This is a genomic window from Acinetobacter sp. QJM3NY_42, from assembly GCF_056173745.1.
Genome location: NZ_CM149689.1, coordinates 3,005,838 through 3,030,399 on the forward strand (window position 1 = coordinate 3,005,838; position 24,562 = coordinate 3,030,399).

At 43.0% G+C, this 24,562-nt stretch carries 22 protein-coding genes; 9 read left to right on the forward strand and 13 right to left on the reverse strand.

All coding sequences use genetic code 11. The annotated features are described in order from the left end of the window. Nucleotides 1-40 precede the first annotated feature (40 nt). Nucleotides 41-391 carry a DMT family protein gene (locus AC0VYT_RS14280; RefSeq protein ID WP_005404700.1) on the reverse strand — a complete coding sequence of 117 codons (351 nt, stop codon included), beginning with the start codon at nt 389-391 and terminating at the stop codon, nt 41-43. Between the two features lie 272 nt (nt 392-663). On the opposite strand from AC0VYT_RS14280, the gene mpl reads away from it, so the two are divergent. Then, the gene (mpl, locus tag AC0VYT_RS14285; RefSeq protein WP_005017578.1) at nt 664-2,028 is read left to right on the forward strand and encodes a UDP-N-acetylmuramate:L-alanyl-gamma-D-glutamyl-meso-diaminopimelate ligase; all 1,365 of its coding nucleotides are present in this window, start codon (nt 664-666) and stop codon (nt 2,026-2,028) included. 39 nt (nt 2,029-2,067) lie between these two features. Here mpl and AC0VYT_RS14290 read toward each other — a convergent pair whose 3' ends face one another. The 4 genes from AC0VYT_RS14290 to AC0VYT_RS14305 form a co-directional block, all read right to left on the reverse strand. Next, nucleotides 2,068-3,726 (reverse strand): AMP-binding protein, encoded by a 1,659-nt coding sequence (locus tag AC0VYT_RS14290; protein WP_005017575.1) that lies wholly within the window; start codon nt 3,724-3,726, stop codon nt 2,068-2,070. A 177-nt stretch (nt 3,727-3,903) separates the two neighbouring features. After that, nucleotides 3,904-5,706: an acyl-CoA dehydrogenase C-terminal domain-containing protein gene (locus AC0VYT_RS14295; protein WP_005017573.1), complete on the reverse strand. Its 1,803-nt coding sequence runs from the start codon at nt 5,704-5,706 to the stop codon at nt 3,904-3,906. A gap of 318 nt (nt 5,707-6,024) precedes the next feature. Beyond that, entirely contained in the window at nt 6,025-7,398 is a 1,374-nt protein-coding gene (locus tag AC0VYT_RS14300; RefSeq protein ID WP_005017571.1) for a hypothetical protein, read from the reverse strand. A 145-nt stretch (nt 7,399-7,543) separates the two neighbouring features. After that, nucleotides 7,544-8,821, reverse strand: a complete 1,278-nt coding sequence (locus AC0VYT_RS14305) for an MFS transporter (RefSeq protein ID WP_476496668.1) — start codon at nt 8,819-8,821, stop codon at nt 7,544-7,546. A 458-nt stretch (nt 8,822-9,279) separates the two neighbouring features. Here AC0VYT_RS14305 and AC0VYT_RS14310 point away from each other — a divergent pair, with 458 nt between their 5' ends. After that, nucleotides 9,280-10,053, forward strand: a complete 774-nt coding sequence (locus AC0VYT_RS14310) for an enoyl-CoA hydratase (protein ID WP_005017565.1) — start codon at nt 9,280-9,282, stop codon at nt 10,051-10,053. 15 nt (nt 10,054-10,068) lie between these two features. Continuing rightward, the gene (locus tag AC0VYT_RS14315) at nt 10,069-11,586 is read left to right on the forward strand and encodes a 3-hydroxyacyl-CoA dehydrogenase (protein ID WP_005017563.1); all 1,518 of its coding nucleotides are present in this window, start codon (nt 10,069-10,071) and stop codon (nt 11,584-11,586) included. Between the two features lie 57 nt (nt 11,587-11,643). Here AC0VYT_RS14315 and AC0VYT_RS14320 read toward each other — a convergent pair whose 3' ends face one another. Continuing rightward, nucleotides 11,644-11,925 (reverse strand): GNAT family N-acetyltransferase, encoded by a 282-nt coding sequence (locus AC0VYT_RS14320; RefSeq protein WP_005017561.1) that lies wholly within the window; start codon nt 11,923-11,925, stop codon nt 11,644-11,646. Nucleotides 11,926-12,310: 385 nt separating this feature from the next. Between AC0VYT_RS14320 and AC0VYT_RS14325 the strand changes: the two genes are divergently transcribed. From AC0VYT_RS14325 to AC0VYT_RS14340, 4 genes are all read left to right on the forward strand, one after another. Further along, the gene (locus AC0VYT_RS14325; protein ID WP_005017558.1) at nt 12,311-13,267 is read left to right on the forward strand and encodes a TerC family protein; all 957 of its coding nucleotides are present in this window, start codon (nt 12,311-12,313) and stop codon (nt 13,265-13,267) included. A 122-nt stretch (nt 13,268-13,389) separates the two neighbouring features. Continuing rightward, nucleotides 13,390-14,715 (forward strand): guanine deaminase, encoded by a 1,326-nt coding sequence (gene guaD, locus AC0VYT_RS14330; protein WP_005017555.1) that lies wholly within the window; start codon nt 13,390-13,392, stop codon nt 14,713-14,715. A 216-nt stretch (nt 14,716-14,931) separates the two neighbouring features. Continuing rightward, entirely contained in the window at nt 14,932-15,459 is a 528-nt protein-coding gene (hpt, locus tag AC0VYT_RS14335; RefSeq protein ID WP_005017552.1) for a hypoxanthine phosphoribosyltransferase, read from the forward strand. A 206-nt stretch (nt 15,460-15,665) separates the two neighbouring features. Next, nucleotides 15,666-15,935, forward strand: a complete 270-nt coding sequence (locus AC0VYT_RS14340) for a GlsB/YeaQ/YmgE family stress response membrane protein (protein ID WP_005017546.1) — start codon at nt 15,666-15,668, stop codon at nt 15,933-15,935. Between the two features lie 91 nt (nt 15,936-16,026). On the opposite strand, the gene AC0VYT_RS14345 is transcribed toward AC0VYT_RS14340, so the two are convergent. Further along, nucleotides 16,027-16,740 carry a DsbC family protein gene (locus tag AC0VYT_RS14345; RefSeq protein ID WP_005017545.1) on the reverse strand — a complete coding sequence of 238 codons (714 nt, stop codon included), beginning with the start codon at nt 16,738-16,740 and terminating at the stop codon, nt 16,027-16,029. 98 nt (nt 16,741-16,838) lie between these two features. Next, nucleotides 16,839-17,816: a CDF family Co(II)/Ni(II) efflux transporter DmeF gene (gene dmeF / locus AC0VYT_RS14350; protein ID WP_005017542.1), complete on the reverse strand. Its 978-nt coding sequence runs from the start codon at nt 17,814-17,816 to the stop codon at nt 16,839-16,841. A gap of 52 nt (nt 17,817-17,868) precedes the next feature. On the opposite strand from dmeF, the gene AC0VYT_RS14355 reads away from it, so the two are divergent. Continuing rightward, nucleotides 17,869-18,132 (forward strand): metal/formaldehyde-sensitive transcriptional repressor, encoded by a 264-nt coding sequence (locus AC0VYT_RS14355; RefSeq protein WP_005017539.1) that lies wholly within the window; start codon nt 17,869-17,871, stop codon nt 18,130-18,132. 145 nt (nt 18,133-18,277) lie between these two features. Then, nucleotides 18,278-19,450, forward strand: a complete 1,173-nt coding sequence (locus tag AC0VYT_RS14360; protein WP_005404705.1) for an MFS transporter — start codon at nt 18,278-18,280, stop codon at nt 19,448-19,450. A 347-nt stretch (nt 19,451-19,797) separates the two neighbouring features. Here AC0VYT_RS14360 and mnmE read toward each other — a convergent pair whose 3' ends face one another. From mnmE to rpmH, 5 genes are all read right to left on the reverse strand, one after another. After that, nucleotides 19,798-21,153, reverse strand: coding sequence for a tRNA uridine-5-carboxymethylaminomethyl(34) synthesis GTPase MnmE (gene mnmE, locus AC0VYT_RS14365; protein WP_005017533.1), 1,356 nt, complete (start codon nt 21,151-21,153; stop codon nt 19,798-19,800). A 102-nt stretch (nt 21,154-21,255) separates the two neighbouring features. Further along, a complete protein-coding gene (gene yidC, locus AC0VYT_RS14370; RefSeq protein ID WP_005017531.1) occupies nt 21,256-23,010 on the reverse strand; it encodes a membrane protein insertase YidC in 1,755 nt (584 codons plus the stop codon). 5 nt (nt 23,011-23,015) lie between these two features. Further along, on the reverse strand, nt 23,016-23,336 hold the full coding sequence (yidD, locus tag AC0VYT_RS14375) for a membrane protein insertion efficiency factor YidD (RefSeq protein WP_005017530.1): 321 nt from the start codon (nt 23,334-23,336) through the stop codon (nt 23,016-23,018). A gap of 8 nt (nt 23,337-23,344) precedes the next feature. Beyond that, on the reverse strand, nt 23,345-23,737 hold the full coding sequence (gene rnpA / locus AC0VYT_RS14380) for a ribonuclease P protein component (RefSeq protein WP_005017526.1): 393 nt from the start codon (nt 23,735-23,737) through the stop codon (nt 23,345-23,347). A gap of 31 nt (nt 23,738-23,768) precedes the next feature. Further along, nucleotides 23,769-23,903 carry a 50S ribosomal protein L34 gene (gene rpmH, locus AC0VYT_RS14385; protein WP_000831329.1) on the reverse strand — a complete coding sequence of 45 codons (135 nt, stop codon included), beginning with the start codon at nt 23,901-23,903 and terminating at the stop codon, nt 23,769-23,771. Nucleotides 23,904-24,562: the final 659 nt, after the last annotated feature.

Genomic DNA, 24,562 nt, shown 5'->3' on the forward strand with positions numbered 1-24,562 from the left:
GAAGCAGCCGAGAAACTTTATTAAAATAGTTAAAAAATTCTTACTGGCTGCGAAAGACAAAATAAACACAGCCTAACAGACATAAACCTGCCCATAAATAGTCCAGCTTAAACGGCTGCTTAAACAGAAAAATCATGAAAGGAACAAATACCAGTAAGGTGACCACTTCTTGGGTAATCTTCATTTGGCCCAGGCTCCATCCATACTGGGATAAAAGACGGGTTGCCGGAATCATAAAACTGTATTCAAGCAGTGCAATCAGCCAGCCAAATAAAATAGCCTGCCATAACGGTACACCATGTAAAAATTTTAAATGCCCATACCAGGCCAGAGTCATAAAGCAGTTCGAAATAATCAATAACAGCAGGGGCAGGTACAGGTTTGGATTCATGGGTATTTATACAAGACGGTACAGGAGAGTAAAGACTTTAATCTATTTGAAAAATTCGACAAATATTTTAACCAGATTTTTTATCGTAATAATTTAATAGCGGGGCAACAGTAATCAGATCTGATAAAAAATCTCTGAAAGCCTTATAACGACTACAAGAACAACTATCTTTTCATGAATAGCCTTGCTATCGTTGCTGACAATTTTAATCGATCACGACAACAACACGATAAGATCAAGTGATGTGTCAAAAGTAGTAGAGAGGGTGAGTTATGCATCTGCATATTTTAGGTATTTGCGGCACATTTATGGGATCACTGGCACTTCTGGCACGTGATCTTGGGCATACTGTGACCGGTTCAGACCAGAGTGTCTACCCGCCAATGTCTACCCAGCTTGAGAATGCGGGCATTACCTTAATGCAGGGTTATGATCGCAGCCATTTACAGCCACATCCTGATCTGGTCATTGTGGGCAACGCCATGAAGCGTGGAATTGATGCCATTGAATATATGCTAGATGCCGGTCTGCCTTATATTTCGGGACCACAGTTTCTGGCTGATCATGTATTGCAGGGTAAACATGTACTCGGTGTCGCGGGTACTCATGGTAAAACCACCACCACCACCATGCTGGCCTGGGTACTGGATCAGGCCGGTTTAAATCCCGGTTTTCTAATTGGCGGTGTGCCCCTTGGATTTAGCCAGAGCGCACGGCTGGGCGGGGGCAAGTACTTTGTAGTCGAGGCAGATGAATATGATTCAGCTTTCTTCGATAAACGCTCCAAGTTCGTTCATTATCATCCTAAAACAGCAATCCTGAATAACCTCGAATTTGACCATGCCGATATTTTTGATGATCTGGCTGCCATTCAAAAACAGTTTCATCATCTGGTGCGTACCATTCCAAGCACTGGCCGGATTATTGCGCCTATTACTGAAACCCATATTGATGAAGTACTGGAAATGGGCTGCTGGACACCTGTTATACGTACCGGTTTGGATACCGATACCCAAGCCGAACTCTATGCAGAACTAATTCAAGCAGATGGCAGCCATTTTAAGGTGCTGGAGCAGGGTAAGGTTATTGCTGAAGTTCAATGGTCCATGACAGGCCAGCATAGTGTTGCCAATGCTTTGGCTACCATTGCTGCTGCACAGCATGTGGGTGTCAGTATTGTTCAGGCATGTGAAGCACTGTCCAGTTTTGGGGGTGTCAAACGCCGTATGGAGCTGCTGGGTACGCTCAGGGGTATCGAAGTTTATGATGACTTTGCACATCATCCCACTGCAATTGAAACGACACTGGATGGTGCCCGTAAACGTCTGGGTGAACGGCGCCTTTGGGCAGTTATTGAACCGCGTTCAAATACTATGCGTATGGGTAGCCATAAAGACGGACTGGCCCACTCGGCCCGCCTGGCAGATGAGGTAATCTGGTATCAGCCAGAAGGCTTGGACTGGGATCTTCAACCTGTAGTCGAGGCTGCTCCGAATAAGTCACAGGTGAGCCGTTCTCTGGATGAAATTATCCAGCGTATAGTTCAGGAAGCAGGTGAGGGTGATGCTGTGGTGATTATGTCGAATGGCGGGTTTGGCGGACTGCATCATAAACTGTTGGCAGCATTACAAAGCTAAACTGAAAGAGCGGGTTAACACCCGCTCTTTTATGACTCTTTACTGTAGTGATGCATCCTGCCTGAGGGCCTTACGCAGAATTTTGCCCACCGTTGATTTAGGCAGTTCATGCAGAAATTCGATATAGCGTGGCTGTTTGTAGCCGGTTAAATTTTCTCGGGCATAAGACTGGATTTCCTCTGCTGTTAAAAACTGTTCTTTTTTGACAATAAAAGCTTTTGGTACTTCCCCAGATTTTTCATCTGCTACCCCAATCACTGCAACTTCCAGCACTTTGGGATGCTGTGATAAGACAGCCTCGATTTCATTGGGAAAGACATTAAAACCTGAAACCAGAATCATATCTTTTTTACGGTCAATAATTCGTACATAGCCTTTTGCATCCATGACGCCAATATCGCCACTACGGAAAAACCCGTCTACTGTCATGACTTTTGCTGTTTCTTCAGGCAGATTCCAGTAACCTTTCATTACTTGCGGTCCCCATATGGCGATCTCGCCTTTTTCGCCTTGTACCACTTCCTGCCCTGTATCATCAAGAATTTTGATTTCTGTTGCCGGGAGTGGAATGCCAATTGAACCACTGAATGTAATGGAAGCCGGAGGGTTAAATGTAGCCACTGGTGATGTTTCAGACAGACCATAGCCTTCACGGATCATGCAGCCGGTAATTCTCTGCCAGGCATCGGCAGTAGATTTGAGTACAGTCATGCCGCCGCCTGTAGTGATGCGCAGATGGCTATGGTCGAGTGTTTTAAACTCCTGATGATTAATAAGTGCATTGAACAGGGTATTTACTGCTGGAAAAACTGCAGGCTGATATGTTTTAAAACAATGCACCAGATCAGACAGATCGCGCGGATTGGCTACTAGCACCGTGGCATAGCCTTTATTTAATGTACTGTGTAATAAACACACGGTAAAGGCAAAAATATGATACAGCGGAAGGGCACAAATCGTGACTTCATCTGCATAGGCATCACGGTCACCGAAGTAACTGCAAAACACTGCATTATTTTGCAGTAGATTGGCAATAATATTACGATGTGTCAGCTCTGCACCTTTAGAAACTCCAGTCGTTCCACCTGTATATTGCAGTACTACAGTATCCTCTTGATCAAGCTTGGGACGAAGATAGGTCTCCGGTAAAGTTTCAGAGAGAATATCTTTTAAACTAAATATTTGTGCTTCCTGCTGGCTTTCAGGTTTTTCAGCAGGATCAACCAGCAAATCTGGCGCAGCTGTAATAACCACATACTGTATAGCAAGCTGATCTTTGACCTGCTGGTAGACAGGCATAAACTGGTCGAGCAGTACCAGTACAGAGGCACCTGCGTCATTAAGCTGATGCTGTAGTTCACGTGCGGTATAAAGTGGATTGACATTGACCAGTATATAACCGGCCCGGATGACAGCCAGTGATACAATCGGATACTGAATGATATTCGGCATCATCACTGCTATGCGGCTACCTTGAGGTAGTTGAAGATGTTGTAAAAAGCTGGAAAATTTACGGCTATATTGCTCAATCTCGTCGAAAGAGAATTTTTTATCTTTAAAAATAAATGCAGTACGCGAGCTAAATTTCTGAAAACTATGTTCCCAGAAATCCAGTAAAGTCACATGCCGTGCAGGCAGTTGAATAGTTGGGGCAATATTCCATTGTTTATATTCATTTGACCAGACATTCTCTGTCATTGCTCTATCCTTTATTGTGCGATTTAGATCAAAGCAGTTTTCTATTCAGAATTATTATTTTTCAATCAGGCTATTCTCATGGAGCTAGTTACTGCTCATTGCGAGCAGCTTCAAAATGATCTTTATATTTGAATTTTAAAAACAGGTGTGAATTACACACCTGTCGAGTCAAAGTCATTAATCAAACTTGAACTGTTCCGGATTAAGTTCAAATAGGGTATCCATTCCAGAACGGATCATTGCCGCATGGGTTAAGGTACGGTTTAGAATGCGGCTATAATAAAACTGCGCCGTAGCTACCTTGGCCGGATAGTAAGGATCTGTATCGCCCTGAGCAATTTTATCTTCCGCTACAATCGCCATTTTTGCCCACAAATAGGCAAATACGGTGTATCCGGAGAAATAAAGATAATCGACTGCTGCGGCACCAATTTCTTCTGGTCTCTGCTGCATTTTATCCACCACGTCTCTGGTCAGTTCTAACCATTCCTTGACTAGCTGCTCAAGCTGCTGCACCTGAGCGGAGAACTTATCATGCTGCTGATGCTGCGCCGTAAATTCCTGAATTTCATCGGTCAGGGCTTTGAGCAGGTTACCTTTAGAACCAATTACCTTACGTGCCAGCAGGTCAATTGCCTGAATTTCGGTTGTTCCTTCATAAAGACAGGCGATCCGTGCATCACGAGCAATTTGTTCCATTCCATGTTCAGCGATATAACCATGTCCGCCAAAAATCTGCATTCCATGCTTAGCCGACTCTACCCCCGTTTCGGTCATGAATGCTTTGGCGATTGGGGTTAAAAGGGCAAGTTTGTTTTCTGCTTGTTCCTTTTCATCTTCATTATTTGAAAACTCGGCCATATCAACATAAGTAGATAAGTAATAGGCAAGGGCACGCGAGCCTTCTGCAAAGACTTTTTGAGTTAATAGCATCTGGCGTACTGCCGGGTGCACAATTATTGGGTCAGCCGGCAGTTCTGGGTGCTGGGGCCCAGCCAGAGAGCGCATTGCCAGGCGTTCTCTGGCATATGCCAGTGCACCCTGATAAGAAGCTTCAGAAGCAGCTAGTCCCTGAATTGCAGTGCCGATCCGTGCCGAATTCATAAAGGTAAACATGCAGTTTAGGCCCCGGTTTTCCGGCCCAATCAGAAAGCCTTTAGCCTGATCAAAATTCAGTACACAAGTCGCATTTCCATGAATACCCATTTTATGTTCAAGTGCACTACACACCACGCCATTACGTTCGGCAATATTCCCGTCCGAATCCAAATTAAACTTAGGTACGATAAACAGGGAGATTCCTTTGGTACCCGCAGGAGCATCTGGTAAACGTGCCAGTACAATATGAATAATATTTTCAGCCAGGTCATGTTCCCCAGCAGAAATAAAGATTTTTTCACCACTGATAGCATAACTGCCATCCGTATTGGGGACTGCTTTGGTCCGGATCAGACCCAGATCAGAGCCCGCATGGGATTCGGTCAGGCACATAGTACCTGTCCATTCCCCCGAAATCAGCCGGGTAAGGTAGTGCTGCTTCTGCTGTTCGGAACCATGATGTTCAATAGTTCGCATGGCTCCATGGGAGAGTCCAGGGTACATGCCCCAAGCCCAGTTGGTTGAAGTAATGATTTCTGAAATTGCAATACGGAATAGGGTAGGAAAGCCCTGCCCACCATACTGCTCATCGCCAGTGAGTGAAGTAAAACCCAGCTCGACATATTTTTTATAGGCATCTTTAAAACCGTCTGGCGTGGTTACTACACCATTTTCCAGCTTGCAGCCCTGCTGGTCACCAATACGGTTAAGTGGTAAAAGTTCGTTCTGGCAAAAATCTGCTGCAGCTTCCAAGTACTGCTCTAATATCTCTGCACTAAAATTATCTTGGGCAGCCGGATATTGTTGATAGCTCTGTTCAAAGTTTAAAAAATCATTGAGAACAAATTTCATATCGCGTAGCGGTGCAATGTAATTCGGCATCGGCCATATCCTTATCGGGTTTGTAGTCTGAATTTCTATCTGTATGGCTCAATCTATTTGTAAATAATATTTCGCACTGTGAAATTCAGTTATGTTTTATTCCATCATAATTTAAGAAATCTTGAAAATCCAGTGAAGCATAAGAATAGCTATTACAAAAAATTTCATATTAAGAAATTAAATTTTAGCTAAAATTTTTAAATATACTCAGAAAAGCAGTCATCTTATTTTTACTAATCAAGTGGCTTAGGATTTACTTTAAATAAGCTGTACATCTTATTGGTTCTACTGGATGAGACAGGCTGTGCCATTAGCTGACTAGAAACGATAACCAATCTTTAATCCATAGCCGATAGAATAGTTATCTTTAAATTCGCTGACATAGTATTGACTTCCTGCCTGTGCACCGACTTGCCCCTTGGCGTCTCCAAGCCAAGTATATTTCATTCCTCCAGAAATAAAATATGACGTGGTAGGGCTATATTGAAAGCCCATTCCAATATTGTAATAACCTTTTATTGGACCGCCCGTAGATACATATTCTCCAGCACCGGAATCCCACCCTATAGAAGCAGAACCATTCCATTTCGAGCTAAAACGCTGTCCAATACCTAAATTCGCTGACCACTGATCATGAAAATAGCGCACCAGATTAAATCCCTCCGGCCGGCTCGGTGTAGAAAGCACACCGACTATTTCAGATATTGCGCCAAAGCGGTAAGGTTGAAATGCGAAGTCATCCCAGTTTACCCAGCGCACATTACTAAACAGAAGAGTGCCCGGCCGTAAACCAGTCTGGAACTCAAGATTAAGCGAAGCCGGTGATTCAAATTTGGTGGTCCCAGATTCCCCTGCAGAAGGTAAACGGGCAACGATACTATTAATGGCAGCCTGCTGCTCTGGAGCAATCTGGCCAAGAGCTACCAGCTGTTGCAGATAATTGCCCACATAATCTCGTCCAGACCGGGTACTCAGCATATCAATCAGTGGTGCTTCTTCGCTGGCATTAATCTTGTGGGTGATTGCAGAGCGGTAAGTTAAGGAAGTCCTGATAGCCTTTTCAGGAATCTGGTAGGCGAAGCCGGCAAGCCAGCCCCAATCTCCTGTTTCCTCGGCCTGAAAGTTATAACCGTTATATAAGCTGTAAGTGGCTCCCCGTAGTTGAATATCGCTTTTAAAGGTCTGATAAACCGGCCCTGCATAAACATTCCAGTTTTTATTGGGCTGATAGCCCATGATCCAGCTCAAATTCTGTGTATTTACCTGTGACAGGGTTTGCCCCTCAGGTATCTGACCATCTGTAGCCTCAGCCAGACTGCCAGTTGTAATTCCTGGCAGTACCACCTGATCCTGCGGAGTAGCAGTGAAACTGTTATTTCCTGAGTATTCACTGTCTGAAGCAAAAGGCTGATCATAAATCAGGCCAAATGAAAATTGTGGTGCAAGCTGCAATTTGAATGCAGCCGCCGGCCGATAATCAGTATTGGCAATATCATCAATCATACGGTCAGTATTTGTCGTGCCAGCCTCCTGGCCCTTGAGTGTAGTATCACTGACCGTTAAAGTGGCTTCAAAGTAATTGCCCGGCTGTAAAAAACTGGAGATTGATTGGCCAGTACGGTCAAATGCTGCCGCATGAAGTGTTGGGCTAAATAATGTTCCAATTACTGTAGCGATTACTGTCTTTCTCATTCTTGTGATCCTTTTCTTATATGAAACCTGATCGGTCATTGATCATGGTTTTTATTTATAAAAATTCTTTTTAATCTGTTAATTGGTCTTATATTTTTAATAAAAAATCTAATTAAAAGAAGATTTTTGCTTTGTGAATTCTTTTTTAATCAGCTTTTTGCGGATCATATAAGCGGTCTTTAATAAATAACAGCGGAATCAGGCCACATAGAAAATAAGCAGCCCCCATTACCAGAAGGCCAGTTCCAATAGAGCCATTCTGAGCAAAAATACCAATTGTAACAGGCGCAAAAATTGCTCCAATTCGCCCGACATTAAATGCACCGCCAACCGCTGTTCCACGAATAGATGTTGGAAAACTTTCGGTCATGTAAGTAGCATTAATAGCAAATGGCATACCGTACAGAAAACCGAACAGCAACATCAGCCATAAAATATTGGCAGGTGTATTGAGGTAGACCAGAACAGGAATAAACAGCGCCGTGCCCATAGTTCCAAAAGCAAAAACTGCACGGCGTCCCCAACGGTCGGCGACCATCCCTGCTACAACCTTGGCAAAGATCATGATCAGGAATGTACCGATCATATATATGGTCATCTCTTTAAACTTGATGCCGACTTCGGCCTCAAGATAAGATGGCAACCAGTTACTCATACCGTAATAACCAAACTGTAACGCACCCGCGCTTAATGACCAGAGTAAAAACATCTTGCGGTGTTTTCTCTCTTTAAATATATCTTTATATGGATTGGTGGTTTTTATAGTTTGTGCCAGCTGTTCGGCTTTCTTCAGCTTCAAGGCAATGGATTTTTTCCAGGATTCCGGCTCTGGTACCATAAAATGAATCAGAACCGAGAGAAAGATGGGAACGATAGTAATCCAGTACAGCATTCGCCAGCCATAAGCCGGAATAATCCAGCCGGCTAACAGTGTGGCCACCAGAGATCCCATAGTGAAACCGGTCATTAGCGCCGCAAGTACCGTGGTCCGGTATTTGGTAGGCACATATTCTGACATTAAGGTATTACAGGCAATGTATAATGAACCCAGTCCGACCGCAGCCAGCGTTCTTAAAATAACAAACTGATAATAGGAGTCTGCAAAACCTAATGCACAGGATAGAACAGATGAAATTACCAGATAAATTACAATAATACGTACCCGGCCAAAACGGTCACAGGCCCAGCCGCCAATCAGGCCACCTACTGCACTGCCAATCAATGACCAGCTGCCCAAGGCACCTACTTGAATCGAGGTCAATCCGAATTCGGCTTTAAGACTGGTCAGGCTATAGGCTAAAAATGCAATATCAGCGCCATCGACCAGTAAAACCAGAAATGAAAATATAAATGCGGTCATCCAGAGCTTTTTAGTAGGTGGTACTGAAACCTCTTCTATTATTAAAGGTGAAACCTTTTCCATATTAAATTTTCCTTATTATCTTTATTGCTTACAGCAAATTATTGTTTTGGGTATTAAGCAGCGATTAGAAGTGATGTCATATAGTTAGATCTGCCGGTGATAGAACAGGCTCATCAAATTCCTAATATTTTTTCTAGTTTTCCTCCTGGGCTGTAGAGGCTTATCTTTATGGTTTCTGCTATTGCGTCACTGCAGCAGCTTTTGTCTTGAATTAAGTTTTTATATGAGTCAGATATTAATGAAATAAACTAGCTTTAAATGAATCCAAAATTTCATTTCATAATACGAAATATAAAATCACATTCCCATAAACTGCTCAAGTATTTTTCCTAAAACACTATAAAGAAGCCAAGAATACCTATTAAGCTAAGTTTTTATTAAAAAAGCATTGCATTGGCTATAGAATAAACTTATTTTTAATAAAACATATTTCCGCACAACGAAACAATGGAGATAAAATGGAACAGGTCGTTCAGGTTGAATATTTAAAATCCTATGTAGCTTTAGTTAAAATTCACCGTCCAGAAGCAAAAAATGCCTTAAATACCCAGGTCAGGATTCAGCTGGCACAAATCTTTAATCAACTCAGCGATGACCCGGAAATTCGTGCCATTGTATTGACAGGCGGAGAACAGGACTTTGCAGCAGGCGCAGATTTAAAAGAGTTGGCCAATGCTCATGCAGTTCAGATGATGCAACGTCGCAGTGAGCGTTACTGGCAGGCAATTGCCAGCTGTCCAAAACCGGTCATTGCTGCAGTCAATGGCTATGCTTTGGGTGGAGGCTGTGAGCTGGCCATGCATGCAGATATTATTATTGCCAGCCAGACAGCGGTATTTGGACAACCAGAGGTAAAAGTTGGCGTGATGCCAGGGGCGGGTGGTACCCAGCGTCTGTTCCGTGCGGTAGGCAAATTCCAGGCCATGCGCATGATATTGACTGGCTGTCTGGTTCCAGCTCAAGAAGCCTTACAAATGGGCTTGGTGTCCCAGTTAGTTGAAGAAGACAATGCGATTCCAGCTGCCCTCAAAATGGCTGAATCCATAGCTAAATTGCCTCCTGTCGCGCTGGAACAGATTAAAGAAGTTGCGCTGATGGCCGAAGATGTACCCCTTCATGCAGGCTTGGCGCTAGAGCGTAAATCCTTCCAGTTACTCTTTGATACCGAAGACCAGAAAGAAGGCATGCAGGCTTTTATTGAAAAACGAAAACCAAATTATCAGGGTAAATAATTCAGGGATAGAAACATGAGTATTCAAATTCAGCAGATCGGAATTATTGGCACAGGTACTATGGGCGCAGGTATTGCCCAGATTGCAATCCAATCTGGCCACGATGTAATACTGTTTGATGCCAAGGCGGGGGCTGCAGAGCAAGCTAGAGAAAAACTCGGCAAGACTTTAAATACGCTGGCCAGTAAAGGAAAATTCAGTCAGGAAAAAGCCAATCAGGATTTGAGCCATCTTAGTATAGCGACCGAATTGGAACAGCTCAAAAACTGTGACCTGATTGTTGAAGCAATTGTTGAAAATCTTGAGGTCAAGCAGCAGCTCATGCAGCAGCTGGAAAGCCTAGTGGGTACACAAACCATTCTGGCTTCCAATACCTCTTCTTTATCTATTACTGCAATTGCTGCTGGCTGTAAGCGTCCTGAACAGATCGTGGGTTACCATTTCTTCAACCCTGTACCGCTGATGAAAGTTGTCGAAGTCATTCAGGGCTTCAATACCCGTGAGGATATTGTAGATGCACTCATGCAGCTTTCTGTCAAAATGGGTCATCATCCGGTTAAAGCACAGGATACCCCAGGTTTTATCATTAATCATGCGGGCCGAGCCTTTGGCAGTGAGGCCTATGCCATGCTGATTGAAAATGTGGCTTCAGTGTCTGAGCTTGACCGGATTTACCGTGATGGTATCGGTTTTAAAATGGGTCCATTTGAACTGGTAGACCTGACCGGGATGGATGTCTCCCATCCGGTGAGCGAATCAATTTATCATCAGTACTATGAAGAAGCCCGTTATCGTCCAAGTGTTATTACCCGGCAGCGATATATAGCCAAACAGCTGGGCAGAAAGACCGGTAAAGGTTTTTATGACTATACGACTGGTGAAAAGCAGGGTGAAGACCCGGCAGTTTTTGTAGAAAAGCTGGATCAGTATCCAACCGTCTGGATTGCAGCAGACCTTGAAAAAGACCAGAGTATTTTAAAAGATTATCTGGAACAGCAGGGCATAACGCTAGAAACAGGTCCAGAGCCTTCTGAACAGGCTTTAGTGCTTATTGCCAGCTATGGTGAAGATGCAACGACTGCGGCCTTACGCTATCAGATCAATCCGAAACAGGTAGTGTGTATTGACCTGCTATACGGTTTTAATAAACATCGTACTCTTATGCCAACCCTCATCACTGACTCAAAACATAAGACAGCAGCACATTCCATTTTTAATCTGGATGGCACTTCACTTAGCATGATTCAGGAAAGTACCGGCTTCGTAGCACAGCGTGTACTGGCCATGATCGTCAATCTGGGCTGTGACATTGCCCAGCAGGGTGTGGCCAGTGTTGAGGATATTAACGCTGCAGTACGTCTGGGTCTGGGCTATCCTTATGGCCCGATTGAATGGGGTGACAAGTTGGGAGCAGATAAAATTCTGCTTATTCTGGACCGTATGTCTGCAATTAGCCGTGATCCACGTTATCGTCCGAGTGCATGGTTACGCCGTCGTGTTCAGTTAAAACTGCCATTGGTCACGACTGTATAATCCTTTAAAGTCTCTCAGGTACTGCTTGTAGCAGCAGTACCTGTTCAGATACAAGACTCAGACAGCTACATCAGCAAAACTTTTCTCACGCTGAAACATGGTAGCTACGTAAGAGCAGACTGGAATAATCTTGACCTGTTTCTCACGTGCATAAGCAACTGCAGCATCAAGCAGTTCGCGTGCCACGCCTCGGCCACGTGCTGCCGGACTGACCCAGGTATGATCAATAGCAAATTTGTCCTCACCCTGCCACACATAAGTCAGCTCGCCCAAGCGTTCGCCATTTTCAGGAATAATAAAGGCACCGCGCTGGTCATTTTCATGATGCTGAACTTCCATACTTTTCTCCTTCATGAATCTTGTCAATTTGTTTTAACATGCCACATCCAGACAACAATTACCGTTGATTTGAGTTATTTTTTTAAATTGCACTTTGTTAAAAAATGTGCAACTCTACACATATTCAAATAGAGCATTCTATTTGAGACAGAATTTTAGTTTGACAAGGGGAGTAGCCTCCTCCAAGCGTAGCCGATAGTTTTTTATAACGTTCGGTTGCGTGTCAGATATCGTCAATACACTTTGCAAAAAGTCGGTATCTGAGCATCAGGATGTTCTAACCCTGATGTAGGCAAGACCTTGATCATGTTGACACAGATGAATAAAAACATCTGGCAGCAGGTCAAGGTTTTTTTGTGCCCGTATGCCGGATGAGGAGATAGTGATGGAATCAATCGGCAGTATGGGATTGTATCTGGTATTTTTTGCCATAATTGCAGTCATGCTTTTGGTAGATTTTTTAGGTTTCAGACAGCATCAGGATCAGCCTGTTCCTATGAAGCAGGCTGCGTGGTGGAGTGCAGCCTGGGTAACCGTTTCAGTGATTTTTGGTGCAGGTCTCTGGTTTTATCTGCAACAGAACAGCGGAATTGAAATTGCCAACCAGAAAACCATGGAATACTTTACCGGTTATCTACTGGAAAAATCGCTGGCTATTGATAATGTGTTTGTCTGGCTGATGATTTTCTCGGCATTTGCCATTCCACCTGCTTTGCAGAAACAGGTTCTGCTTTACGGGGTTCTGGGTGCAATTATCCTGCGGACCATTTTTATCTTTATTGGCGCATGGATGGTACAGGAGTTTTCCTGGGTACTTTATATCTTCGGTGCCTTCCTGGTATATACCGGCTATAAATTCCTGAAAGGGCAAGATGATGACCCCAATATTGAAGAGATGGCCTTACTGAAATGGCTGCGTAAGCATTTTCGTATTACCCCGCAGCTCGAAGGTCATAAATTCTGGGTACGTAAACAGGGCCAGTTATGGTTGACGCCGCTCTTTGTAGTACTGATTCTGGTTGAATTCTCTGATGTAATTTTTGCAGTAGATTCTATTCCGGCAATCTTCGCAGTCACCAGTGATCCGTTTATTGTTCTTACAGCAAACCTGATGGCGATTCTCGGTTTACGTGCCATGTTCTTTCTTCTATCTGGTGCTGCAGTAAAAATGCATTACCTTCCTTATGGTTTAGGTGTAATCCTGCTGTTTATTGGCGCAAAAATGCTTCTGCTTGACGTATTCCATATGCCAATCTGGATTTCTCTAGGCTTTATTGCAGTTGTGCTCACCATTACCGGCTGGATGTCATACCGTTATAACCAAAAGCAGCTACCACAATAGTCCACAGATAGCTTAAACGGTTAAGGCTCTGACTTAACCGTTTTACGCATTATAACGGTATACAGTCGCTGAGAGTTACGGTTAAAATCGGTTGAAAAAAGTATAACTTGCAGGTTTTAACCATGTCTTCACTTCCCATTTCCACAGCCATTCGCGGGCGCTTTCTAGATATTCGGCAGATTGTTGTCCAGCCTACCGATCTGGCTCATCAGGTCCGTTATTTAGAAGATGGCCTGCTGATTACAGAACAGGGGAAAATAGTCTGGTTTGGCCCTTGGCAGGAGGGCCAGACCCAATTACCTGCCGGTATTCTGGTAGAACATTATCCTGAACAGTTGATTGTTCCTGGCTTTATTGACACGCATATACATTATCCGCAAAGTGAAATGGTTGGTGCATATGGCGAGCAACTGTTGAGCTGGCTTAATACTTATACGTTTCCGACTGAAATGCAGTTTGAAAATCCTAAACATGCCAGCAAGATTGCCCATTTTTTTGTAGAAGAACTGCTTAGAAATGGAACCACCACTGCATTGGTTTTCTGTACGGTGCATCCACAATCAGTAGATGCATTATTTGAGCAGGCAGCACAGTACCAGATGCGGCTCATTGCAGGTAAGGTCATGATGGACCGTAATGCGCCCGAGGCACTTTGTGACACGGCCCAGAGCAGCTATGAAGATAGCAGGGCACTCATTGAAAAATGGCATGGCAAGGGCCGGGCACTCTATGCTATTACACCACGTTTTGCGCCTACCTCTACACCGGAACAATTGCAGCTGGCGGGAAAATTAAAAACAGAATTTCCGGATGTCTATATACATACCCATTTGAGTGAAAATCTGGATGAAATTGCCTGGGTAAAAGAATTGTTCCCTGAGCAGCAGGGTTACCTGGAGGTTTATCATCATTACGGGCTGACTGGAGAACGCAGTGTATTTGCACATTGTGTTCATCTGCAGGAGCAGGAATGGGACTGTCTGCACCAGAGTAAATCTGCAATCGCATTCTGCCCAACATCGAACCTGTTTTTAGGAAGCGGGCTGTTTCCATTGTCTAAAACCTGGCAAAAACAGGTAAAGGTTGGCCTCGGGACTGATATTGGTGCAGGTACATCATTCAGCCTGTTACAGACAGCCAATGAAGCATATAAAGTCCAGCAGTTACAGGGCAACAAGCTCTCTGCGCTTGAGGCTTTCTACCACGCTACATTGGGGGGCGCACGTGCATTGAACCTAGAGGACAAACTGGGTAATTTCGATTTAGGTAAAGAAGCTGACTTTATAGTACTCGACCTGAAGGCAACAACTTTACAGAAACTGCGTCAGGAACATAGCAAGGGACTAGAAGACAGCCTATTTGCCCTGTTTACATTAGGAGATGATCGTAATGTTGAAGCAACCTATATCTATGGACAAAAGGCCTACAGCAAAGCAGAACCAGTCTAGAGTTCCTGGTAGTAGTCTTTTTAAATGGGGAGTATTGGCTTTAGCCTGTGCAGTTCTGCTCAAGTCTGATCAGCCCTCAACTAACAGATAATTCATATTCTGGCTTCTGAAAAGGATGCACAGAATGAAAAATTGCATTAAAATTTCCCTATTCGAGGTGTTGCAGGTCAACACCTTTTTTATTTTTCCATTTTACTCGTTTTTAGGGATCTGCCCATGACCATTGAAATGAGCGTATTGATTTCTGCTGAAGAGATTCAGGCAAAAGTCAAAGAGCTTGGTGCAAAAATTGATGCTCACTATGCACAAAGTGACCGGGAACTGGTTCTGATCGGACTGTTACGTGGCTCGGTCATTTTCATGGCAGATTTATGCCGTGCCATTCATAAACCACATGAACTGGACTTTATGACCGTCTCCAGTTATGGGGGAGGCACTACTTCAAGTCGTGATGTAAAAATCCTGAAAGATCTGGACGGGGAAATCCGGGGTAAAGATGTTCTGGTAGTCGAGGATATCATCGACTCAGGCAATACCCTGAGTAAAGTTCTGGAAATTCTGCAAACCCGTAATCCTAATTCAATCGAACTCTGCACCCTGGTAAGCAAACCGTCACGCCGTGAAATTGAACTTGAAGTCAAATTTTTAGGCTTTGAAGTAGAAGATAAATTTATTGTTGGCTATGGTCTGGATTATGACCAGAAGTATCGACACATTCCTTTTATTGGGGAAATTGGTCTTTAGTTTTCTAAATTCCTGATACTTAAAAGTGGCCTATGGCCACTTTTTTTATACGTTCTTTAGCAGTTTTATCGTATTGATGCCCTAGCGGCACAAAAACTCAACAGGAAGTAGCATTATGGCACTTTTTAAAATTTGATACATGCTCAATGATAATAAGCGTACATGTTCCAGACATCACATCAGAAAAGATAAGAAGGAGAACGCGTATGTGGTCACTTATTGTTGCTATTATCGTCGGTTTCATTGCAGGGCTAATTGCACGGGCAATTCACCCAGGTAATGACAAGGCAGGCTTTATCGTTACCACTTTATTAGGGATCGCTGGTGCACTGGTGGCTACCTATGGTGGCCGTATGCTCGGCCTTTATGATGAAAACTCGGCTGCAGGCTTTATTGCATCAGTCGTGGGTGCATTGATCATCCTGTTTATTTATAACATGATTACCAAGCGTTCACGTGTAAATCATCATCCTTAAATAATTTAAAAATTAAAATAAAAAAGCACCGTTTCAATTTAAAAATTAAAATAAAAAAGCACCGTTTCCGGTGCTTTTTTATGGCTATAGCTTATAAGCCAAATTCCTGCCAAGCCTGTTCAATCTGTTCCGCCGGATAAGCCCCCATCAGTTTAAAACCGTTTGAGAAAATGATTGCCGGAGTACCTTGCAAGCCCAGTGATTTTCCCAGACTCAAATTCCGCTCGATCGGATTAGTGCAACTGGTATTGGCAGTGGGCTGTATTCCTTTAACTAACAGGCTTTGCCAAGCCACTGTACGGCTATCCGAACACCATACCTGTTTAGCCGGTTTTACCGACTGTGGTTTGATCGGATAAATAAAAGTATAAATCGTTACATTATTAAGTTTGGCAAGCTCAGCCTCAAGCTTTTTGCAATATGGACAATTTGGGTCAGAAAAGACGGCAAGTTGACGCTTGCCGCTGCCCCGTACTGTTTTAAGCGCATCCTGTAAAGGTAGCTTTTTCCAGTCAATACTATTTTGCTTAAGCACCAGATCTTTGGTTAGATTCTGCTGATCCTTAAGACGTATCATGGAACCAACCAGAATATGATTGGCTTCTTCACCCACGTAAACTACTTGGCCATCTAGCACTGCACTATAGATTCCATTCATCTCAGTAGACTGAATCTGCTCAAATTTCAGGTTAGGATAATGCTGCTTTAAATTATTCTGTACTGACTCTACATTGGCAAAGCAGCTACTACTGAGTATTCCAGCTAGCGCTAGCATTAATAATTTTTTCATGCGTGGATGGCTCATTTTAGGTTAATCCTGCCTGATTCTAATCTTTTAGCTCTTTTTAAACATATTTTTAACAAAATATTTTAACTAACTAAGGAAGGTTTCACGTGGAACATCTACAACGGCATATTGATTTCAACCGAAATATGCACCACTTCCTCATGAATACTTAATGCATCACGAACCTGATCAGCATTCAAGTCATCTTGGGTTTCCAAAGCCAAAATACAGGCAAATTTTCCACGGCCTACTTTCCACACATGCAGATCAGTAATTTCTACTTGTACTGGTAAACCGACAATAACCTCACGAATCTCAGCGACTACCGGATGATCCATTTCTGCATCCAGCAAGGTTCGGCCTGTATCTCTTATAAGTCCCCAGGCCCAGCGCGCTACCAATACAGCACCAGCAACTCCCAAGACGGCATCCAGAAAGGCACAGCCGAAATATTTTCCAGCCAGAAGCGCAATAATAGCGAAAACCGATGTCACCGCATCAGCAACCACATGCAAGAAAGCAGCTTTTTGATTTAAATCATGACTATGCTTACGATGTTCATGTTCATGTTCATGTTCATGTTCATGTTCATGTTCATGATGGTGATGGTGATGGTGATGGTGATGGTGATGGTGATGGTCAGTATGATCATGCAAGAGCCAGGCACAAAGCAGATTTACCAATAGGCCGAGTACTGCGATCGGAATTGCTTCATTATAGTGAATAGCAACCGGAAAAATCAGACGTTCAACTGAATGAACCGCCATATATAAAGCTACAACAATCAATAAAATGGCGCTACTGTAACCTGCCAGAATTTCGATTTTCCAGGTTCCAAAACTGAAACGCTGGTCATTTGCATAGTGACGCGCCGCGCGGTAAGCCAGATAAGCGAGCCCCAAAGCCAACATATGTGAACTCATATGCCAGCCATCAGCCAGTAAAGCCATAGAGTTAAATAGCCAGCCACCACTTATTTCGAGTAGCATCATGAAACCGGTTAACAGTGTAGCCCACAGGATTCGTTTCTGGGCGAGCGGATTCCCCTGATCAAACTGGTGTTTATGGTGTCGGGATAGGTTAAAATTTTGCATAACAGTTTATTCCATATACTCCCCCCAGTATAATTATTTTTAGAGGTGATGCATGGGTCATTTACATCAGGACAAGAAAATTTTAAATCGGGTCAAGCGGCTTCAAGGGCAGCTTCAAGCTGTAGAAACTGCGTTGCAGCAAGAAGATAAAAGCTGCATTGAAGTATTACAGCAGGTGGCAGCTATAAAAGGTGCAGTAAATGGCCTGATGAATGAGCTGATTGAATCTCATCTACGTGAACATGTAATCAAACAAAATGATGATAATGAAAAGGAACTGGCCGAGTTTCTCAAGTTACTTAAGCGTTATACCTGATCTGGCCATAGATCCTGGCTATCTAAATAGTAATGTCCCAGATTTATGACAGGCACTAATTCAGGTTACTTATTTACTTTCGATTTTTCGAAGGCTTCAGGCTACTATCAGCTTTATTCCTGCTTACGACCTGATCTTTTCATTTATGAAACAACAATCTTGGCATCCATTTCTTATGGTAAGCCTTGCCTTATGTACTGGTACCATTGGAACAGCGCTCGCTAGCCCGCTTTATCCGATTTACCAGCAAATATGGCATTTACTGCCAAGTCACATTACTTATATTTTCGTCGCCTATATGTTTGGCTGTCTTGCCACTTTACTGTTCTTTGGTCGTACCAGTAATAGTTTGGGTTTTCTCCGTACACTGCAAATCGGTTTAGTCATCGTGATTTGTGGATTGGCACTTTCTGCAGTTGCCGTTGATATTTACTGGTTGATGGCAGGACGATTTGTGATCGGGATTGCTTCTGGACTGATTAGTACCTCAGCCATGCTTGGCCTGATTACGACGATTCCTGATCAACATAAACTTTATGCACCGCAACTCAGTTCAGTGATTACTGTGATTGGTTTCGGGCTTGGGCCCTTTATTGGAGGACTGATTGCCCAGTTTTCTGATCAGCCTCTTATAAGTCCTTATTTGCCGGTGATTGTGGTAGCTTTCCTTTGCCTGTTAGGTTTGGCCCGCCTTGAATCACCTCAATTCGAACGGCAGAATTTTTCTATAGCGCCACATCTGGAAATTCCTGAGTCACATTACAAGACCCTGTTTTTTATTGCCGGCCTGACTGCCTTTAGTGCTTTTGGTGCTTTCAGTCTATTTGCTTCACTGTCACCTTCTTTTGTGAAAGATTTAATTCCATGGCATGGCCCGCTGGTAAGTGGCAGTGCAATTGCCAGTATTTTACTTACCTCTGCTGTTGTACAGTTTTTTGCACGCTCACTATCACCCATTAAAAGCCTGAATCTGGGTGTGGGTACATTAATGTTCAGCCTGATCTTACTGGCCTTGTGTATGATTTCCCAATGGAGCCCGCTATTTTTCATCAGTGACCTTCTGGTCGGCGCAGGGCATGGGTTAGGGTTAATGGGTGCATTTGGTCTGATTCACAGCATGACTCATGAACGTAATCGTGCTGCGGTTATGTCAACTTATCTTTTTATCGGTTATCTGGGCACAATTGTACCAATTATTGCCGTAGGCTATCTGGCTGATCATTTTGGACTGACATTCGGGGTACTGAGTTTCTGTGCGAGCATAGCGCTGCTCTGTCTGGCCTTATTACTCTGGCCTAAAAAAATAGTTTCATCATAATTACCTGAACTTTATGGCTTAGCAGAATGGAGCAGTCATCAAATCCTAAATCAGCTTAATTTATTATATTTTAATCATTTTCACTGAAAATATTATTTAGATATTTGGAATTCCATAAATTTTATCTAAACCTGATTCAGGTAAAATTTTCTATCAAGTCTTGGAGTTACTAATATTAAAATTTAGCTCATTGCTTATGCTTTTTATAAAAATTCTGGCAAATTATTAATAGAAATTAAAAGCCGGCCAACTCTGATAAAGGTAGGGTTTTAATTCTCTATAGAGAGTCCTAAGACCGGCTTAAATAACTTATCAATTTATTGATAATGAGTTCACTTGATTTTGAACTATTTCCCGATACAGAAAGACCCGAAAATTTTCCCAAGCAGGTCATCGGCGCTAAATTCACCAGTAATTTCACTTAAAGCATTTTGGGCCAGCCGTAATGATTCGGCTACCAGCTCACCTGCATGAAAATCTGTAAGCTGCTCACGTGCCTCAGCCAGATATGCCTGTGTACGCTTCATTGCGTCCAGATGCCGTGTTCGGGCAATAAAGGTATCTTCTTCTGGCTGGAAGCCGGCATGGTTTGTAATCGCTTCTATGAGTGTCTGGACGCCGGTTTCCATTTTTGCAGATACACTGATATGACGAAAACCCTGATATTTTCCTGCTTCTGGCTGGACCCCAATGAGGTCACACTTATTTCCAATTAGTATAAGCCGTTTAGGCTCCAGATGTTCAGCAAAATAATTCTGGGCTAATTTTAGAGGATCTTCACCTTGGCTCAAATCATAGACCAGTAACAGTAAGTCAGCCTGTTCAATTTCCTTAATTGCGCGACGTATCCCTTCTTGTTCTACAATATCACCGGTTTCACGTAAACCTGCTGTATCTGTGAGTGTAATGGGTAGACCGTTCAGACTAATCTTTTCATGCAGTACATCACGGGTTGTTCCAGCAATATCAGTAACAATAGCGCGGTCATTACCTGCTAATGCATTTAAGAGCGAAGACTTACCGGCATTTGGTTTTCCGGCAATGACCACCTGTAAGCCTTCTCGCAGTAACTGGCCCTGACGTGCAGATTGCTGTACCAGCGTGACTGAACTGGCAACATCATCCAGCAGCTTGAGAATTTTTCCGTCAGCGAGAAAATCAATTTCTTCTTCAGGAAAATCAATCGCCGCTTCTACATGTAAACGTAAATGAATAAGCTTCTCTAATACAGAATTCACCTTAACAGAAAAAGCACCTTGTAAAGAACGTACTGCAGAGCGTGCAGCTGCCTGTGACGTGGCATCAATCAGATCAGCAATGGCTTCGGCCTGTACCAGATCAAGTTTGCCATTTTCAAAGGCACGCATGGAAAACTCGCCAGCCTTGGCCGCTATGGCACCCAGCTCGAATAGTCGGGAGAGCAGGGCATTTTGAATTACCGGTCCACCATGACCCTGTAGCTCAACAACATCTTCTCCCGTAAATGAATAGGGATTTGGAAAACAGATAACCAATCCCTCATCCATTACCAGCTGCTCTGCATCATAAAACTGCCGAAAAGCTGCCATGCGGGCTTTTGGTAGAGACCGCTGGGTTAACTGTTCGGCAATCATATAGGCTTTCGGACCTGAGAGGCGAATTACCCCAACACCACCACGGCCAGGTGGAGTCGCTATCGCAGCAATTGTGGTGGAGTTGAGCATATTGATCACCTAAAAATTTTAAAAACAGCAAAAGAAAATCCGTCCAAGATTATCATCTTGGACGGATTTATTCAGCATCGATCAAGTGAGCTGAATGGATTATTAAATCACTTCAACACCATTTTCGCGTTCTTTCTTCACACTCCGGTTAATAAACCATTGCTGCAAGATAGTAATACTGTTGTTGACAATCCAGTACAGTACTAGTCCTGCTGGGAAGAACAGCATAAATATAGTGAAAATGATCGGCATGATCTTAAAGACTTTTGCCTGCATTGGATCAGCTGGCTGCGGATTCAGTGATTGCTGAGTAAACATGGTCAGACCCATGACTAACGGCAGAATAAACCACGGATCCATCGCCGACAAATCCTGAATCCAGCCGAACCATGGCGCATGACGCAGTTCTACACTTTCCATCAATACCCAGTATAGGGCAAGGAAAATCGGCATTTGCAGCAAGAGCGGCAAACAGCCTGAGAGAGGATTAACCTGCTCACGCTTGTAGAGTGCCATCATTTCCTGAGAGAAACGCATACGGTCTTCACCGAACTCTTCTTTCATGCGCTGCATTTCTGGTGCAATTACCCGCATTTTCGCCATAGAGCGATAGCTTTTGGACGACAGTGGCCAAAGAATAAGTTTAACCAGTATAGTCAGCAGGATAATTGACCAACCCCAGTTACCGACAATGTTATGGAAGAACTGCAGACCCAGGAACAATAATTTAGCAATTGGCCATAACCAGCCATAATCTACAGTCTGGTTCAAACCTACTGCCAGATCTTTGAGCTCGGACTGAATCTTTGGACCTGAGTAGAAGGTTGCATCTACTTCAGCAACCGTACCGGCTGGCACATTGATAGTTGGCGAAGTAAAACTAATGATATTCATATCATCAGCTGATTTGCGTGATTCGAGCTTGGCAGCATATGGCTGTCCATTGGCTTGAGTCAGTTTAAGCTGACCCGGAATCCAGGCACTCACAAAGTAATGCTGTACTACAGCAATCCAGCCACCCTTTGCATCAACATTCAGCTTTTCATCATTAAAATTATCAAACTTGAGCTTGTTGTAATGCTCTTCTGGTGTGCCCCAGGCACCGCCCAGGAAGGTACCAAGCGTAAAGATCCCTTGATCAGACTTACCAGGATCTTCAGAATTATCACGTTTGATCTGGCCAAACATCTGACCCTGCCAGTTTTGCTGACTACGGTTCACCACTTTATGGTTGACCACGATCGGGTACTCGCCCTGCTTAAAGGTAAAGGTCTTAATGATCTCTACACCATCAGCAGTCTTGTAGACCATTGGTATAGTCAGTACTTTTACTGCTTTACCATTATCTTTACTGACAGTCTGAGCATCTTTAAGCAAGTCATAAGAAGTTTTTTCAACCTCATATACCGGGCGGCCGCTACGGTTACTGTCTGGACCATTGAGTCCAATCAGACCAGATTGTGCGACATAGGTACGCTTGGCATCACTTTCCAGCATGACAAACGGCTGATCGCTGTCTTTATTCTTGTCATGATTCAGTAATTCAATTCGTACAATATCCCCACCTTTTGGATTGATCAAAAGATGATAGAGGTCAGTCTGTACTGAAATCAGCTGCTGATTTACAGGTGCAGTTACATCTGTTGCTTGTGGCGTTGCAATATTTGCTTGCGGTACATCAGAAGAAGCTGATGCCGCTTGGCTATTTGGCAAATCTGCAGATACTTCATGCGAAACGACTGCCTGTTGCTGCGGCGCTGTCTCTGCATGACCATAATCTTTTTGCCACGCCAAAATGAGCAAATATGCGACGACAAACATGGCCCCGAGAATTGCAAACCTGGCCCATTGTTGCATATCTATTACCCCAAGTGGTTAGAGTGATTTTGATTCAAAAAACGATCACGAAAGGGTACAGTAACGTGAAAGGTTTGAGAATCTATTTGCTGAAATGAAATAAAACGAATTGCTTTTGGGGGAACAGGATCATAGCCAGAACCACCCCACGGATGACAGCGACAGATACGTTTACCGGCCAACCACACGCCACGCATCGCGCCATGCGCATGAATGGCTTCTAACGAATATTGAGAACAAGTTGGAATATAACGACAACGAGGTCCAAGCAGCGGACTAATCGCAATTTGATAGAAACGTATCAACCAATGCAATAAACGTCTCATTGGTATCTCTAGTTTTGTGAGGAAGAAACAGCTATTTTTCGGTGTTTTTTAACCTGGCGTTGTAACTTTTGCCAAGCTATCTGTAGTTGCTGGTGCAACTCGGCATTAGAAATATCTTCTATACCTATTTTAGGCATTACTACGATATCTAATAATTCCAGTTGTTGCTGATGCAGGCGAAAACTTTCGCGAGCAAGTCGTTTTATCCGATTTCTTTCATGTGCACGACGCACTTTTTTCTTGGCCACAACAATACCCAAACGGCTATGATGCAATTCGGTCGGTCTGGCAAGAAATAAGAAGTGGGGTTGATGCACTTTAAAAAGCGCACCATCAAACACACTTTTGTAATCTGCAGCACAGCGGATACGTACAGCTGTGCTGAAGCTATAAAGTGTCATGACACCCAAGTCGTTTAAACTTAAACTGAAATTAAACAGTTAAGCTGTGACGACCTTTGGCACGACGGCGAGCTAATACTTGACGACCAGCTTTAGTAGCCATACGAGCACGGAAACCATGAACGCGCTTACGCTTTAATTCAGATGGTTGGAATGTACGTTTCATGTCGAAACTCCAAAATGATCTTTCTATAAAGGTTCGCGATTGTATTGTGCAATCTTTACGCTGTCAATGAAAACCCGTCTTTTGTTCAATTTTGATTGTAATTCCAAGAATAGAGAAATATACAAATATAAAAATGAGAGAGATAAAATTTAAAACTTATACACAATATAAACCATTTATTTTAAAATACATTTATTTAAAAACTAAAAATATCCACAGTTTTATAAACAATATTTTGTATTTCTGAGTTAGGCTGCTGGTTTTGAATTTAAATTCATTGTAAGTTAAGTTATCCACACCAGATTGCATTGTTATTATTAAATTCAAATTTTAAAATTTAAATTTATTATTATTAGAGCGGCTTTTTTCTGTGTAAATGATACTTTTATATTCTAATATCAGATGATTATATTGTGGATAACTATGTTTTTATAATTTATATGAATTGTGGATAACTTTGTGATATATTTTATCCACAGGTTATGGAAAACTTTATCCACATGTGGTTTAAATTCAAATTTAAAACAGAAAGTTTCTTTTTTGGCCAAAACTTTAGAAATGACCCATGACAGATGTGGATAACTTGGTTAGAATGGCCACCCCTCGCAAGGGGTGCTGTAGTTCAATTTAAATTTAAAACATGAAGATAGGGGATTCAC

Excerpts from the sequence above, each read along its gene's own strand:
- AC0VYT_RS14280 (WP_005404700.1), bottom strand. The coding sequence starts at position 391 with ATGAATCCAAACCTGTACCTGCCCCTGCTGTTATTGATTATTTCGAAC.
- mpl (WP_005017578.1), top strand. The coding sequence starts at position 664 with ATGCATCTGCATATTTTAGGTATTTGCGGCACATTTATGGGATCACTG.
- AC0VYT_RS14290 (WP_005017575.1), bottom strand. The coding sequence starts at position 3,726 with ATGACAGAGAATGTCTGGTCAAATGAATATAAACAATGGAATATTGCC.
- AC0VYT_RS14295 (WP_005017573.1), bottom strand. The coding sequence starts at position 5,706 with ATGCCGAATTACATTGCACCGCTACGCGATATGAAATTTGTTCTCAAT.
- AC0VYT_RS14300 (WP_005017571.1), bottom strand. The coding sequence starts at position 7,398 with ATGAGAAAGACAGTAATCGCTACAGTAATTGGAACATTATTTAGCCCA.
- AC0VYT_RS14305 (WP_476496668.1), bottom strand. The coding sequence starts at position 8,821 with ATGGAAAAGGTTTCACCTTTAATAATAGAAGAGGTTTCAGTACCACCT.
- AC0VYT_RS14310 (WP_005017565.1), top strand. The coding sequence starts at position 9,280 with ATGGAACAGGTCGTTCAGGTTGAATATTTAAAATCCTATGTAGCTTTA.
- AC0VYT_RS14315 (WP_005017563.1), top strand. The coding sequence starts at position 10,069 with ATGAGTATTCAAATTCAGCAGATCGGAATTATTGGCACAGGTACTATG.
- AC0VYT_RS14320 (WP_005017561.1), bottom strand. The coding sequence starts at position 11,925 with ATGGAAGTTCAGCATCATGAAAATGACCAGCGCGGTGCCTTTATTATT.
- AC0VYT_RS14325 (WP_005017558.1), top strand. The coding sequence starts at position 12,311 with ATGGAATCAATCGGCAGTATGGGATTGTATCTGGTATTTTTTGCCATA.
- guaD (WP_005017555.1), top strand. The coding sequence starts at position 13,390 with ATGTCTTCACTTCCCATTTCCACAGCCATTCGCGGGCGCTTTCTAGAT.
- hpt (WP_005017552.1), top strand. The coding sequence starts at position 14,932 with ATGACCATTGAAATGAGCGTATTGATTTCTGCTGAAGAGATTCAGGCA.
- AC0VYT_RS14340 (WP_005017546.1), top strand. The coding sequence starts at position 15,666 with ATGTGGTCACTTATTGTTGCTATTATCGTCGGTTTCATTGCAGGGCTA.
- AC0VYT_RS14345 (WP_005017545.1), bottom strand. The coding sequence starts at position 16,740 with ATGAGCCATCCACGCATGAAAAAATTATTAATGCTAGCGCTAGCTGGA.
- dmeF (WP_005017542.1), bottom strand. The coding sequence starts at position 17,816 with ATGCAAAATTTTAACCTATCCCGACACCATAAACACCAGTTTGATCAG.
- AC0VYT_RS14355 (WP_005017539.1), top strand. The coding sequence starts at position 17,869 with ATGGGTCATTTACATCAGGACAAGAAAATTTTAAATCGGGTCAAGCGG.
- AC0VYT_RS14360 (WP_005404705.1), top strand. The coding sequence starts at position 18,278 with ATGAAACAACAATCTTGGCATCCATTTCTTATGGTAAGCCTTGCCTTA.
- mnmE (WP_005017533.1), bottom strand. The coding sequence starts at position 21,153 with ATGCTCAACTCCACCACAATTGCTGCGATAGCGACTCCACCTGGCCGT.
- yidC (WP_005017531.1), bottom strand. The coding sequence starts at position 23,010 with ATGCAACAATGGGCCAGGTTTGCAATTCTCGGGGCCATGTTTGTCGTC.
- yidD (WP_005017530.1), bottom strand. The coding sequence starts at position 23,336 with ATGAGACGTTTATTGCATTGGTTGATACGTTTCTATCAAATTGCGATT.
- rnpA (WP_005017526.1), bottom strand. The coding sequence starts at position 23,737 with ATGACACTTTATAGCTTCAGCACAGCTGTACGTATCCGCTGTGCTGCA.
- rpmH (WP_000831329.1), bottom strand. The coding sequence starts at position 23,903 with ATGAAACGTACATTCCAACCATCTGAATTAAAGCGTAAGCGCGTTCAT.